The following is a 14,931-nucleotide window of genomic DNA, read 5'->3' as shown; positions in this document are numbered from 1 at the left end:
TATCGTTACTATCGTTACTATCGTTACTATCGTTACTATCGTTACTATCGTTACTTATCTGCTCTTTCATTGCTGCTCTCATCTCTTTTTCTAAGGAAACAAACAATTCAATAAAGTCGTTAAATAGATAGCTTTCTTTATTCGCATCATTCCAAGCTTTATGCAGTTCTTCATGGTGATCTAGTTCAGTTTGATAATAAAGAGTTTTGGCTTTTTCAGCTTTTTTCTCATCAAAGCCTAATACTTTTAACGCGCTTTTACTCATTTCTAATGCCGTAAAGTAAGATTCAATAAATACGTGGTCTGCTCCTGCTTCTTCGAGAAGATAGGCATGTCCACGGTCATACGCTCTGGCAACGATAGGTAGGTGCGGATGGAATTGCTTCACATGTTTTACTAAGTGCAATATGTTTTCTGGGCCATCAATGGCAATCACTAATAACGACGCTTCTTCAAGGCCGGCTGTATATAGCAAACTGGAATCTGTTGCATCGCCATAATAAGCATGAATATCCACTTTTCTAACACGGTCAATCATATCGGTTGAACGATCTATTACGGTTGTTTCAAAACCATTTGCCATCAACAAGCGATTGATGACTTGTCCGAAACGACCAATGCCTGCAATAACGACTTGGCCTTTTTTCTCAATACTATCTGCTTCTTTTTTCGGTTGAACAACGAGATATTTTTTGGTGATCACTTTGTCATAGAATATGAATAAAAGTGGCGTTAAGAACATAGAAAGCGTGATAACAGGGGAGAGAATAGCAACCCATTCTGGTGGTAACGCCTGACTTTGTGATGAAAAGCTTAATACCACAAAACCAAATTCACCAGCCTGCGCTAAGCTTAATGTTAATAACCAACCATCTGATTTTTTTATCTTAAAAATAACAGCCAAACTTAACAATACGGCTGCTTTTATAACGATTACTGAAATAGTTAATCCACTGATTAATAAGAAGTTATCACTAATTACAGCAAAGCTAATACCTGCGCCCACAGTGATAAAAAATAAACCTAACAATAATCCTTTAAAAGGTTGAATATTACTTTCTAATTCATGGCGAAATTCACTGTTTGCTAGCACAACACCTGCTAAAAATGTCCCTAACGCTGGCGATAAACCAACGACGCTCATTAATGCTGAAATAGAAATAACTAATAATAATGCTGTAGCAGTGTAAAGTTCTCGTAGACCAGATTTGGCAACCAATGTAAATAAGGGTTTAGATATATAATGTCCAGCAGCGATGATCAAACCAATCACGATTACAATCGCGCCTGCATATTGCCAACCCGATAAGTTCTCAACCAACGATACATTATGATGGTCTGTGATTAATGAGCTGGCTTCAGGCATACCAAAATACGCCGGAATAGCTAATAATGGGATCACTGCAAGCATCGGGATTACTGCGATATCTTGCGATAACAAGATCGAAAATGCTGCCTGACCTCCATCTGTTTTATTAAGCGATTTTTCTGCAAAACTTTGCATTACAATCGCTGTCGATGACAGAGAAAAAATAAGGGCGACCACCAGTGACGGCTGCCATGGAAAATCAAATGCGACACCCAGGGAAGTGATAATTAATGTTGTTAACCCAATCTGTAAACCACCTAAGCCAATCAATCTGTTTTTCATATTCCATAAGGCTTTAGGTGATAACTCTAAACCAACAATAAAGAGCATCATGACAACACCAAATTCTGCAAAATGCTGAATAGTGTTTGTTTCTTCGCCTGCTAATCCGGTAATAGGGCCAATGATTACACCTGCACTGAGGTAACCAAGCACTGAGCCTAATCCAAATCTTTTAGCAAAAAGAACGCATATTACCGCGACTAAAAGGTAAAGAGCAGCTTGAATAAAATAAGTGGTCATATTGTAAATTCTTTATATTGTAGTGTATGAATAAAATAGAGTATTAATGAACGTTACTAAGCGTATTTTTGCGTATTTTTTGTCATTATTTAAATCGTTTATGGAGAGATTTGTTGTGAACAACGATTGAAAGAATGCAATCAATAATATAACAATAGGTGCTTAATATAAAAGCGATAATTAATAGAATTATTTAAAAATTGCATTCATATAACGCTCTAATTCATTGTTAATAAAATAAACCTTTTAAAGAAAGAGGAATGATTTAACCAATGGCTTAAAATCTTCTATAAACTTTATTGTTATTACCATAAGCTTCATAACTATTGTCTACAAAATACTTCATTATTATCTAATCAATGTAGATTAACATTGTGCTTAAATTTTATATTGTTGAGCTTATAAGATGATTTCTCTACGGCAATCATTTACTTCAACCTGTAGGAAATCTCCTAATAATTCAGCATCTTGTAACAGCTGCTGTTGATTATTATGATTTAAAATATTAATTCTTCGCCCATGCTCTGTTAATAAATTGAGTTCATAACAGTGATAATTTGGAGCGTGTTTAGACTGGATAATTTTGTTGTTAATTTGTAAGGAAGTAATGTGGTGTAATTTTACGTCTCTATCTCTATGGTTATCAAAAAGCCCCGATGTTTTATTGAAACTAGCTCGTTTCAAAAAAGGCTGAATTAGAGATAAACCAAAAGTTGCAATAGCAATACCAAAGCCACCTACAAAAATAACAAGATCATACATGGTTGTCACGATTAATAGGTAAGTAGCAAGAATCAGTAGAAAACTGCCGACTACAATATATACCATGCAGAATAACATAGCAGTAATCGTTGGTTTTAAGTGTGCTAAATCGTCTGCAACAATTACAGTATGAGATAAAAAATTTGGACCATCCTTGAGTAAAGGGCGATTTAAATCAATGGTTAGTTTGGCCGTATTTTGCATATTGATCCTTTTCCACCGTATGTTCTCTCGTTATAGAGAGCTTGGTTAACCATGTTCCGTCTGGTTTACTTTTTAGGCTGATGTCATATTTTAAAAAACATGAGTATAGGATGTTATGTTTACAAATAACATATACAAAGCAGAAATTTTTGTATAAAAAAAGGCTAGCGCATTTTATTGCGCTAGCCTTAGGATAAGTGAAATATTCATTTTAAAACATGTCGGTACTCGCATGTTTAATGAATTGATTGTTAATGTTGGACATTAACAATCATAACTCTATTTAGATGCTTATTTAGAATGCTTTTCGTAGGTTTTTATTTCGCCTGATTTAACTCGTGCGATGAAAGATTGTAGTTCTTTCTTCACAACTGGCATTAAGAAATATAAACCAATGATATTGAAAATAGACATTGCAAAGATAGCTGCATCAGAGAAGTCGATAACGGCACCAAACTGAATCGTCGCACCAATAACAACAAATACGCAGAACATTAGTTTAAATACTAACTCTTTACTTTTACCTTCACCGAATAGGTAAGTCCATGCTTTTAGACCGTAGTAAGACCAAGAGATCATTGTTGAGAATGCAAACATAACGACTGCTAATGCTAGTAAGTATTTAAATACACCAGCTGTTTCAGTAAATGAAGCGGCAGTTAGTGTTACACCTGTTAAACCGCTACCATCGTATGGTGCAACGTTTAAACCAGCAATGGTAATAACTAATGCTGTCATTGTACAAATCACAACCGTATCAATAAATGGTTCTAGTAATGATACTAAACCTTCAGTGATTGGCTCTTTTGTTTTTACTGCTGAGTGAGCAATTGCTGCAGAACCAACACCTGCTTCATTGGAGAAAGTTGCACGTTTTAAACCTTGAATTAACGCACCAACAAAACCACCTACAACACCTGCACCTGTGAATGCACCTTCGAAGATAGCGGCGAATGCAGGACCAACTTGACTGATATTAGCCACAATAACGATAACGGCCATACCAACATACAGAGCAGCCATCCAAGGAACCACTTTTTCTGTTACTGATGCAATTGAAGGCATACCACCCACAATAACAGAGAATACTAATGCTGCTAATACCACACCAGTGATGATACCGTATTCACTTGGTACATCAAAAGCGTACGTTAACATTGCGTGTGCTTGGTTAGCCTGGAACATGTTACCGCCACCTAGCGCACCTAAAATACACATTAATGCAAAGCCGATCGCTAATGCTCTACCTAGACCGCCTAAACCTTTCTCGCTTAAACCTTGGCTTAAGTAATACATTGGACCACCAGAAACAACGCCTGACGGCAAAATCGTTCTGTATTTAACACCTAAAGTACATTCACAAAATTTAGATGCCATGCCTAATAAGCCACATAGAATCATCCAGAATGTTGCACCTGGGCCACCAATCGCAAGAGCCGCACCTACACCAGCAATATTACCTAGGCCAACAGTCCCTGAAAGCGCAGTTGTTAATGCTTGAAAATGAGATACTTCACCTTCATCTTTAGAGTTAGGATCAGTGTATTTACCTTTAACAATATCAATCGCCATGCCTGCACGTCTAAATTGAATAAAACCAAAGTAAATAGTAAAGATGAGTGCTGCTAATAATAACCAACCTACGATAAGAGGAAAGTTAGCTTCGCCAATTGGTACACTTTTAAAAATTAAAGCAACAAACCATCCCGTATAGTCATTAAAAAAACCATCGACTAATTCACTAAATGCTGCAATAGACTGACCAAAAGAACCGGCTTCTTCGGCAAAAGCGCTGGTACTAAAGGCTAATAAAAATACAGATAAAACTTCTCGTATATTTCTCATATTTACTTCCTTGTAGGTTATTTGATTTTAAACAAGTTGTTTCTTGTCTAAATAGTATAGGTATTTTTCTTTGGTTTCATTAACTGAATTTAAAGGTTTTTTTCTGCGATGGTAGTTTATTGTGCTGAATATATTATATGTGCAGAGTAAAACACTGTTTCTTGTGTGTTGTGAGGTTTAACTAACCTATATTGTGTTGATATTAAGTGGTTTTATCTTAAACAAGCGAATGTAAATGAATTTAACCTGATTTATTTTTTAAAATGGTTTTAATACCAATCTAAGTAATTATCTAGTCATTTATTTATCCAGATTGGCTTAATTATATAAGCAATCTCAATTTCGGATAAGAAAAATTAATAGTACGGTATAATATTAAGATCTTAACATATTGATATTTGATGATATTGTGTTTTTTATTATTCAGGGGTGAGATTAGGTAGTAATAAAATTTAGTAGTGAGGAGCCAATAAAAAAACTAAAATAGTTACATCGCTGTTTAATTAATGGTGATAGATTTTGACGAATTCGCTATCCATAGCAAGTAAAATAAAGTGGTTTTGTACTTTATGTCTAGTGCATGTGTTTACTATACATCGATATTGGGACTGTATTCTTGATGTAGCTATTATTAATATTGAACTGCTTTATAGGTAACTATTCTTTAATAAGATATGTTAAAACTAATCCTTAATCAGATTACTACCTTTGGTTTACTGCTTTCTGATTTGATTGGCACATTCAGCTAATACAATAGCCCCTGCGGTGGATACATTAAGTGAGTTCCCCATACCAAACATAGGAATGTGTATATGTTGGTGACTGAGTTTTAATGCCGCTTCACTTACACCTTTACGTTCATTACCTAAGACTAAAACTGTTTTGCGTGAATACTTAACCTCGCTGTAATCAACAGAACCATGGCATAGTTCAACACTGTAAACAGTATAACTTTCATCTATGAATGTTTTTAAGGTTGCTGTTGTACTATCTCTATATTCAACTGTTACCCATTTTGCTTCATTTCGAGATGCTTTTTTCATTTTTTTATCTGAAATACTCAAAGCACCTGCGCCACATATAATCACTTTTTCGATAGCAAATGCATCAGCTAAGCGAATAAAAGCGCCAATATTATAGCTGTTAGTGACATTATCTAAGACAACTATTAAGGGCGTTTTGGCTTTGTCTAGATATTCGTTTCTTGTTGGCTTACTTTGTCTAAGGTCTTCTTTACTCATTTGTATTTTTGAATCACTAGCTTCGCTTTTGCTGCTTTCATTTACTATATTTTTTACAGTCATTTTTTACTCTTGTGGTTTTAGCAGCGTTTAGTGTTTATTTTTAAGTGAACGAAACAGTACTACAAATAGAACAGTAAATTGTTTGCAATGATTAATGGGGCGTCATTATCACTTATGTAGTTGTGCGTGTCGATGTTGGTAGGTAAATTATTACAAAAAATAAAGTGAGTAGATAAAGTATTTGTTAGGGGGAAAGGAGGTAAAATAATGAAATGTTATTCTTGATTCAACTCTAAAATTTTATGCTCAGTTATTTCGCTGAGCTTTTAAGATAAAGTGATCTTATGACAGGGCTTTAATGTATAACTTATTCTGTAATAAACAGAGAATCGTTATTTGTTTGTTATAACGTTAATGTTATCTACTTAAGCACTTTTATATGTTTATTTAGAATGGAGTTTTAAATGTTAATACTAAGACCTAACTGTGAATGTTGTGATAAAGATTTATCCCCCGAGTCTGTTGATGCTTTTATTTGTAGTTTTGAATGTACATTCTGTTTTAATTGTACGGAAACAATATTAGATTTTACTTGTCCTAATTGTTCAGGAAATTTGGTTCAACGTCCGATTCGTCCTGTAGTGGCTTTAAAAAATAATCCAGCGTCAACTAAACGTGTATTAAAAGACCATGGTTGCACACGTAAAAGAGTGTGGTTTGAGTATTCAGGGTTGTATGAGGCTTTGGAAACTCAATAAAATAGAGTGAACATAGAAAATACTATCTCCCCATTACTTTTATCTACGTAGCTTTTAATCACGTAGCCTTTAGCTACATACTTTTTAAATATGAAACTTTTATTCACATGATGTTGAGAAAGTAGTTCGGTTTAACCACGTTAGCTTGCCACACAATAATATTTTATAATCTAAGGAAAATATAATGAACATCAAAGTTAAAAAGTCTGTTGCTATACCATTGACCCTTGCTCTGACTATTCAGCTTTCAGGCTGCGGCACTATTTTAAAACCAGAAAGAAAAGGCCAAAGTTCAGGTCAACTTGATGTAGGGATTGTGGCATTAAACGCTATCGGCTTATTGTTCTTTCTTGTGCCTGGAGTGATTGCCTTTGCAGTTGATTTTAATAATGGCACTATCTATTTACCTGGTGGTTCAGCTTCTGTTAATGAGGATGATGTAAATATTGTGTACATCGATGGTGAAGTAACGAATGAAAAAATAGAGAGGGCTATTTTAGAGCAAACAGGTGATGTTGTTAGTTTGAACGATAGTAATGTTCAATCAAGTGATAATATGGGAAGTGATTTTAAAAATGAAGTTAGGTTTTTATAACCCTCACCTACCATCTCATCATGGTTATGTCAGATAGAATTTAAAGTTGCCATTAATACGACCATTATCACTTCATTTTAAACTTTCTGCTCCAATTAAACGGCTATCATTAAATGTGATAACCGTTTAATTTTTATTTTTCATTCTCTTCGATAGCATCAACTTCTGTTCGAGGATCCATTTCATAGGCGGCAGGTCCTGCCATATCAGTCACGGTTCGAAACTCTTCTTTTTCTTCTAACGTTGATGGTGGAATATGACTACGACGTCTAAATAAAACGATGATAAAAAAGATGATAAGTGATCCACTAGTAAAAGCATAAAGTCCATCGGCCCCCATTAAACCCATCGTTAATGATGCTAAGGGAGCGCCAATAGCCGATGATAATCCTAATGTGATAAGCATAGCACTGCTTATTTCCACAAAATCATCAGATGTTGCGTTATCGTTTGCATGAGCTAAACATATTGCATACAAGGTCATGCAGCTACCTCCCCAGAAAAAAGCAGAAATAAAAGCCGGCCAACCTGCAAAGATACTAACAAAATGAGGTAAATAAACGAATGATAGTGAAACGGCTGATCCCATTAAAGCGGCATACATCAACACCGTTCTTCTATCAAACTTATCTGATAGTTTTCCTAACGGTAATTGAAAACAAGCTCCTCCGAGTACGGTTGCGGATAAAAATAGACCTAATTGACTGCTATCAAAACCATTATCCGTCGCATATATCGGGGCTAAAGACCAAAAAGCACCTGTCACTAATCCTGCTACGATAGCTCCAATAAGGGCTATATGTGAGTGTTGCCAAACCTTGACCATATTTAATTTCACTTGATGTACCACAGCCGGTGCTGCAGAGCGTGTAAGTGAAACAGGAATGATCGCAATGGATATTAATATCGCTGCTAAACTAAATAGCATGACATCTTCTACAGCTGCCCCTAAGTTAAATAATTGTTGCCCACACATCACCATGATTAAATTGAGGGTTGTGTAAATAGAAAGTATTGAACCGCGATTTTGTGGCGTTGCATTACCATTTAACCAACTCTCTATGATCATATATAAGCCTGAAATAACAACACCTATGACGAATCGAAGTAACATCCAACTATAAAATTCAGGTAATAAAGGGAAAATTAAGATCACGACAGAATAGGAGGTTGCTAGTACTGCAAAGCTTCGGATATGGCCAACTCTTTTTAGCATATAAGGGGTTACTAAGCATCCCGATACAAATCCCAAGAAGTAGGCTGAACCTGTCAATGCGACCTGAGTATCGGAAAAACCTGCTTCACTAGCCGCAATCGGTAACAATGTTAATAACAAGCCGTGCCCAAGTAATAAAAAGGCATTAGACATGAGTAATGAGGAAATCGGGATTAGTGCACGTAACATATAACTCCAATAGAGATGGCTTTAATGTAGTGGTTGTTTCACTTTCATTATGGCAATACCAAGATTATTTGTATGTGATTCATTTTTTAGGTAATAGGGCTGTAAAATATTGTTAACTTCAATTAAGTGATTATTTAGAGATCTCGCCGAATAAATGAGTTAATGAAAGAATTATGCCAATAAATTTTTAATATTTTATGCTTAGTTATCATTGGTTTACTAATATTGTCTTTAATGCAATTAATGGTTTAGCACCAATCTGGTTTGAATTTTATTAATCTGCACTTTTTTTGAACAATGTTCTTTTCAATATAAAGGCTTAGATTCAAGCGATATTAAATATATTAATGGGTAATTTGGATTATTTATTTGCTTACTGGAAATTGTTGAGGGTTTATTGCTAGGTTAAAAGGTTAAAAGGTTAAAAGGTTAAAAGGTTAAAAGGTTAAAAGGTTAAATTTTTAGCTGATGTAGATTTGAGAGAATTATTTACAGGGTCTCAACGGCTAATTTAACCTTTTTAACTATTAGTGCTTAATTTTTCTTCATTTTATGATGTTACAAGACTATTGATTATTTAAGCGCTTTTTTCAGTTTGTGGGTGCTTCGCTTCTGCTTTGTCCTTTACTTCTTGTCTTGCTTCTGAACGTTTTTCTTTACGCTTTAACGCTGCTGTAAAACGTTCTCGTTCTCTATCCGTTTCACAAATAATTTGCGGAATATGACGAGGTTTCCCTTCTGGATCAAGAGAAACAAAGGTGAGATAGGCAGATGCAGTATGTCGAACTTCACCGGTTAATACTGCTTCAGCTTCAATTCGAGCACCAATTTCCATTGATGTTGAGCCAACATAATTAACACTTGTTTTTATTCTTAGGATATCACCAACATAAACAGGAGAGTGGAAATCTAAACGGTCAAGCGAAGCCGTGACGGCATTGCCACCAGTATGGCGCATGCCAACCATACAAGCAGTATTGTCGACTAATTTCATTATTGAACCACCATGAACATTGCCGGCGATGTTAGCGTCGACATCCATCATTTGTTGAACAACCGTAATGGTACTGAATGCAATTGTTTTTGGTTCCATATTGTCTTCGATATAAGCGTCAGTGGGTCTAACTTGTTTTCTATCGATGATTTTTACAGCTTTCATGGTTTCTCCAGATTAAGGTCGGTATTGAGAATTGTCTGACTTTGCAAAAAACGTCACCATTTCGGATCTGCGTCACATTTTTTGGTTTCTAGACTAGTATAAATATTTTCCAATGAAATTGTTAATAAATTGTTATTAATTTTCATTTAATATGAAAATCAATGTTAATCATTATGAATGTTGGATGATTTGTAGGCGATAATAGAGGGTTGTTGCTAGGAGTACTAAGTTATAGGTAGTGACCTGAGGCTGTAAATAGTCATAAAAACAGGGAGCAGATTATTTTTATTGAGTAAAGTTACTATTCAATATTTTTGTTTGATATTTGGCCGATTTTAATATATTGACTTTAAAATGGACGTTCGACATCATCGTGTGGAGGCAAAGCTTTATAAAATGATGAATTATAAAGTGAACATGGCAAGAGATTAATTCTTATAAAGAGATAAGAGTATCAAAATTTATAAAGCGGGAAAAATTATTATCGAACACCAGAACCTAATATAAGGCTAAGGTGTTCAACATAATATTAAATCAGTTTTGATATATCACTTCTCTTGACTCCATTTCAATAACAGAATAAAAGTGAATATTTAACTTAATACTTATTTAGCGCTTGCTTCTAATTGGTTTGCTATCTCAATAAGATCGCGTCCAATCAGGTCTGGTTTTGCTGCAAGTGGGTAAAGTGCTTTACCTGGACGCATAATAAATGCAGTTTTCCAACCTGCTTTATCTGCGCCTGCTAAATCCCAAGCATGTGCTGCAATTAACATTGCATCTTCAGGTGCTACATTCATTTCTTTTTGTGCCCATTCATATACTTTTAAATCAGGCTTAAATGTTTTTAAGTTTTGAACCGTTAATGAACCATCAAAATATTGCGCTAGATTTGAGTTTTTAAGTTGAGCCGCGATACCTGCATCAGATGAGTTAGTTAACGTGATCATGGTGTATCCCATTGCACGTAATTTTTTCAAACCTTCAACAACATCTTTATGCGGTGCTAAGTCTCTGAAGGGAGTTAATACTGCTGTGCGCGCTTCTTCTGGTGTTAGTTTGATGTTTTGCTGGTTTGCAATCATTTCTAATGATGCAATACCAATTTCAGCAAAACTATTATACTCGCCTGTTACGTTACCTACTAATGAGTAATGTAGCATGGTAGTAAACCAATAAGGGACGAGCTCATCTCTTCCACCTAGTGCTTCAGACACTGATTTACCTACGTTGCCTAAGTCTAGCAGTGTTTCATTAACATCAAAGAAAATGACCTTTGGTTTTATTTGCTGACTTGAAGTTGAATCTTGAGAGTGTGCAACGGTTGACATTAAGCTCATCGACATCAATAAGCCAATCATAAGAGTTTTAAAACGAATCATTATAAAAAATACCTGTAAGTTAAATTGTAAAGATTTTAAATAAAGCCTATAAACGACGTTATAGTACTTTAGTAAACGAAAAACGGTTTGACACTTGAAAATAGAAATAGACCGTTCCACTACAGACCCTTGAATATCATTTTAAATTTCAATTATTTTGTATTTATTAACATAAACTATTTATTCATGATTTTTTGATTGATGATAATGCCCAAGAAAAAGGTTGTTACGCTTTATTTATTGTAAGGTTGTAGTGATCTTTAATTGTTAAACAAACGTTTAGTTACTTTAAAAAGAGGTGCTTTATTAGTAAACTTGTATGTCATTGTCGGTAACAAACAATGTCAAATAAACGAAACTCTACTCTTATTGTTCTTTTCTTCTGACCATTGATTAATTATTTCGATTACCTAATTAAAAATCTTGGTGTATTCATTTTACGACTGGCCTTTTCTAACAAATGAAATATAGGATATATATTGATGATGCAAGCAGTGGTCTTAGGTGGGATGGCGTTTAGTCCTTTGGTTATTTATATTCCGATAGCTTTTCTCTTATCTGCATTAACTCGTTTTACTTTACACCGTCTAGATTGGCATGATCGACTTTGGAAAGTCGCATGGTTTGAAGTGTCACTTTTTGTCTGCTATTTCGCCTTAACTGTCTATTTATTGAGTGGAAGATAAATTTTATGAAAAAATATCTACGTATTACTTTTACCATTGCTATCGTGATTGCTGCTGTGTTTGCTGGGCGTTGGGTTTGGACTGATTATATGCATACACCTTGGACTCGTGACGGACGGATTCGAGCAGATATTGTTACCGTAGCGGCAGATGTCTCAGGTTGGGTGACCACTTTAAATGTGAAAGATGGTCAAGTCGTTAAGAAAGGACAATTACTTTTTAGTGTGGATAATAAACGTTATCAAGCCGCTTTAGAAAAGACCAAAGCGAATACGGAAAGTGCATTATTAACGTGGGAGTTAGCTAAGCATAAATACAACCGCCGAGTAGCATTAAATACTCAGAAAGCAATCAGTGAAGAAGATTTAGAACTAACTCGCATCAATAGAAACATTGCAAAAGCAAGTTATGACCTTGCTAAAACAGAGCAGGATTTAGCGCAGTTAAATGTTGATAGAACTGAGATTGTTGCCTCTGTGTCGGGCCAAATAATTAATTTGAATTTACGCCAAGGTAATTACATAGCGCAGGGCGTTTCAGTTTTTGCCATTGTAAAATCTGACTCTTTTTATGTAACAGGTTATTTCGAAGAGACCAAAATTCCACTGATTCATGAAAATCAACAAGCCAAAATAGCATTGCTGAGTGGAGGTAAACAACTCACCGGGCATGTGGTGAGTGTCGGTAAAGCCATTGCGAATACTAATACACAAAGTAATAGCCAACTGTTACCACAGGTTCAACAAACGTTTAACTGGGTACGTCTATCACAGCGTATTCCTGTTGATATTCAGTTAGACGAACTACCACAAGACACTCAACTGAGTGCCGGTATGACAGCCACCATACATCTCGCGACACAATAAGGAGAAGACTTTGGGTGTCGTTTTACGTAATTTATTTTTTCCGAAAAAACAGGCCGTTATTTTTGCGATAAAAGGTGTGCTTGCGATGGCCATGGCGTTAACTATCGCAATGGCGCTTAATCTCGAAAGACCTTATTGGGCATTAGTCTCTGCTATTTTTTTACAGTTACGTCCTGAAAGTGGGTTAGTCATTGAAAAAGCAATTTGCCAAATAATAGGAACCATTATCGGGGCTTATTTGGCATCTTATTGTTAAGTATGTTGATGCCTTACCCGTATTTAGCATTAGGTACGCTGGCTATTTGGTTAGGGTTAAATTCAGCATTATCAGCCATGGTGAGACAAGCTAATTTTGTTTATGCTTTTGCAATGGCCGCGGTAACTGCGGAAATTATTGTCCTTTTAGTAATGGTTGATCCCACTTCTGTTAGTAGCCAAGGTATATTCGATGTCGCTCAAGCTCGCATGAGTGAGATTATTATAGGATCTATTTGCGCCGGTCTTGTTAGCCATTTATTTTGGCCTGTAAAAATAAAACACTCACTACAAAATCAAGCGAGAACGGTGATAAACCAAACGTTAGATTATCTCGTGAAAGAACTCGATACTAAAGGGACACATGAAAAACGCCATACTCAAATCGATGGTGTGATGGCTACGTTAGGCGCTATCAACGACGACTCCAGTGCAGTACGTTATGAAGGGCCAAAAGGACCAGGTCGTTCAAGAGCGGCCAATCAATTAGCACAAAAAGTATTATCTTTATTGGCATTGATTCAAATTTTTGGACGTTTACAACGTAATCATTCAGCGCTAATTACTTCTGATTTAAAAGAATTGTTTGATCGACTTAAAGCTGTACTGACAAGTATTGCTGCATCGGATAATTATGAATTTTGCGCTAAGGAAATTAAACACTTTCGTAAAGAGTTAACTGAATGGCGAGTCAATAACACATGCGAGGCGCCATTTGAATCACACATGTTTAATGTTGCTTTAGATATAGCAGCGGATTTAACTATTTTACTACGTGCATATAAAGCACTAGAGGAGCGTGATAAAACCTTGTTGAATGCTCCAAGTATGCTGACTTACCGAGATCCTTTAGCGGGCGTGATTGTTGGTTTTAGAACGTTATTGGTATTTGTTATTGGTGCATGTATTTGGATAAGTACTGGTTTATCTGCTGCGTTGATGGTCATGATTTTACCGGTTATTTTTTCTATTATGTTAGCGCGTATACCTTTAGCTGTTTTACGTGTGGTGATTAAACGCTTATTAATGGGGGTGGTGGTGGCTTCTTTTGTCACGATTTTCTTCGCACTTAATTTACTATCGCAAAGTGGCGGACAGCTGGAAATATTATTGTTGGTATTAGCCGGCCCTTATTTTTTGGGGCTACTATTACTTGCTGATCGTGAAACATTACCGTATGGCTTAGGCTTTTGTGTGCCGTTTTCGATTTTAGTGAGACCCAGTACCGAGATGAGTTTGGCATTTTCAATTGATTACACCTTAAGTGCGGCAATGGCTATTTTTGCCGGAGTGAGTATTTTGTTTTGGATTTTTCATTTGTTTACAGGGCCTAGTATTCAGCTATTAGTAAGCCGAGTTTTTAAAGCGACCCATAAAGACTTGATAGACATTGAACACCAGAAAGCGCCTGCAATTTGGTACAACCGTCGAATGTCAGATAGATTATTAAGATTGATTAATTACGATCAAGGTTCTCATTCTCGTGCTATTACCGACCTTGCTTTAACCGGACTTAATTTAGGTCATGCCACGGTTCGGGTACAGTCAATTTGCGAAAACTTAGCAGGTAAAAATTTAAAGTATTTAAAACAATGGCAACATAAATTGGCTGATGCCTTCTTATTAGCTAGCAAAGGCAAGTGTAATGACGATTTTAAACAAACCTCTGATTTATTATCGCAAGAGCTCATTTCTGAAGTCGGCGACTCTGCTCAAGTAGAAGCGATTCAGGGGATGTTTATTCGTATTAATCTCACTTTAGAAAGAAGTGCACGTAAAATAGCCTTGTAAATAACCTAAGCTGCTCAAAGAATGAGTGATTTTAAATGAGTGGTGATGATTAAAGTGCTTCTATTTAGACCGCGTAATAAAGACTATA

11 protein-coding genes and 1 pseudogene are annotated in these 14,931 nt (G+C 35.7%); 5 read left to right on the top strand and 7 right to left on the bottom strand.

Translation table 11 applies throughout. From position 1 onward, the window contains the following. The 4 genes from V6255_RS12575 to V6255_RS12560 form a co-directional block, all read right to left on the bottom strand. A partial coding sequence (locus tag V6255_RS12575) for a cation:proton antiporter (protein WP_341628473.1) occupies positions 1-1,891 on the bottom strand: 1,891 nt, incomplete at its 3' end. A 399-nt stretch (positions 1,892-2,290) separates the two neighbouring features. Beyond that, entirely contained in the window at positions 2,291-2,857 is a 567-nt protein-coding gene (locus V6255_RS12570) for a hypothetical protein (RefSeq protein ID WP_341628472.1), read from the bottom strand. Between the two features lie 291 nt (positions 2,858-3,148). Then, complete coding sequence (locus V6255_RS12565) at positions 3,149-4,702, bottom strand: alanine/glycine:cation symporter family protein (protein ID WP_341628471.1); 1,554 nt, start codon at positions 4,700-4,702, stop codon at positions 3,149-3,151. Between the two features lie 713 nt (positions 4,703-5,415). After that, on the bottom strand, positions 5,416-6,006 hold the full coding sequence (locus V6255_RS12560) for a TrmH family RNA methyltransferase (RefSeq protein ID WP_341628470.1): 591 nt from the start codon (positions 6,004-6,006) through the stop codon (positions 5,416-5,418). A 404-nt stretch (positions 6,007-6,410) separates the two neighbouring features. Here V6255_RS12560 and V6255_RS12555 point away from each other — a divergent pair, with 404 nt between their 5' ends. Both V6255_RS12555 and V6255_RS12550 read left to right on the top strand, forming a co-directional pair. Beyond that, entirely contained in the window at positions 6,411-6,704 is a 294-nt protein-coding gene (locus V6255_RS12555) for a DUF1272 domain-containing protein (RefSeq protein ID WP_341628469.1), read from the top strand. Between the two features lie 184 nt (positions 6,705-6,888). Beyond that, complete coding sequence (locus V6255_RS12550; RefSeq protein WP_341628468.1) at positions 6,889-7,299, top strand: hypothetical protein; 411 nt, start codon at positions 6,889-6,891, stop codon at positions 7,297-7,299. Between the two features lie 133 nt (positions 7,300-7,432). On the opposite strand, the gene V6255_RS12545 is transcribed toward V6255_RS12550, so the two are convergent. The 3 genes from V6255_RS12545 to V6255_RS12535 form a co-directional block, all read right to left on the bottom strand. Beyond that, positions 7,433-8,704, bottom strand: coding sequence for an MFS transporter (locus V6255_RS12545; protein WP_341628467.1), 1,272 nt, complete (start codon positions 8,702-8,704; stop codon positions 7,433-7,435). A 577-nt stretch (positions 8,705-9,281) separates the two neighbouring features. Further along, positions 9,282-9,863 (bottom strand): acyl-CoA thioesterase, encoded by a 582-nt coding sequence (locus V6255_RS12540; protein ID WP_341628466.1) that lies wholly within the window; start codon positions 9,861-9,863, stop codon positions 9,282-9,284. 605 nt (positions 9,864-10,468) lie between these two features. Next, on the bottom strand, positions 10,469-11,245 hold the full coding sequence (locus V6255_RS12535; protein ID WP_341628465.1) for a haloacid dehalogenase type II: 777 nt from the start codon (positions 11,243-11,245) through the stop codon (positions 10,469-10,471). Between the two features lie 482 nt (positions 11,246-11,727). Between V6255_RS12535 and V6255_RS12530 the strand changes: the two genes are divergently transcribed. The 3 genes and pseudogenes from V6255_RS12530 (at position 11,728) to V6255_RS12520 (ending at position 14,843) form a co-directional block, all read left to right on the top strand. After that, a complete protein-coding gene (locus V6255_RS12530) occupies positions 11,728-11,931 on the top strand; it encodes a DUF1656 domain-containing protein (RefSeq protein WP_025564888.1) in 204 nt (67 codons plus the stop codon). Positions 11,932-11,936: 5 nt separating this feature from the next. Continuing rightward, on the top strand, positions 11,937-12,797 hold the full coding sequence (locus tag V6255_RS12525; RefSeq protein WP_341628464.1) for an HlyD family secretion protein: 861 nt from the start codon (positions 11,937-11,939) through the stop codon (positions 12,795-12,797). 85 nt (positions 12,798-12,882) lie between these two features. Then, a pseudogene (locus tag V6255_RS12520) lies at positions 12,883-14,843 on the top strand (FUSC family protein). The last annotated feature ends 88 nt before the right edge of the window (positions 14,844-14,931 follow it).

The organism is Psychromonas arctica, assembly GCF_038155225.1.
Classification (GTDB): domain Bacteria; phylum Pseudomonadota; class Gammaproteobacteria; order Enterobacterales; family Psychromonadaceae; genus Psychromonas; species Psychromonas arctica_B.
The sequence above is the reverse complement of the archived record's forward strand: the minus strand, read 5'-3'. Positions and strand labels throughout refer to the sequence as shown.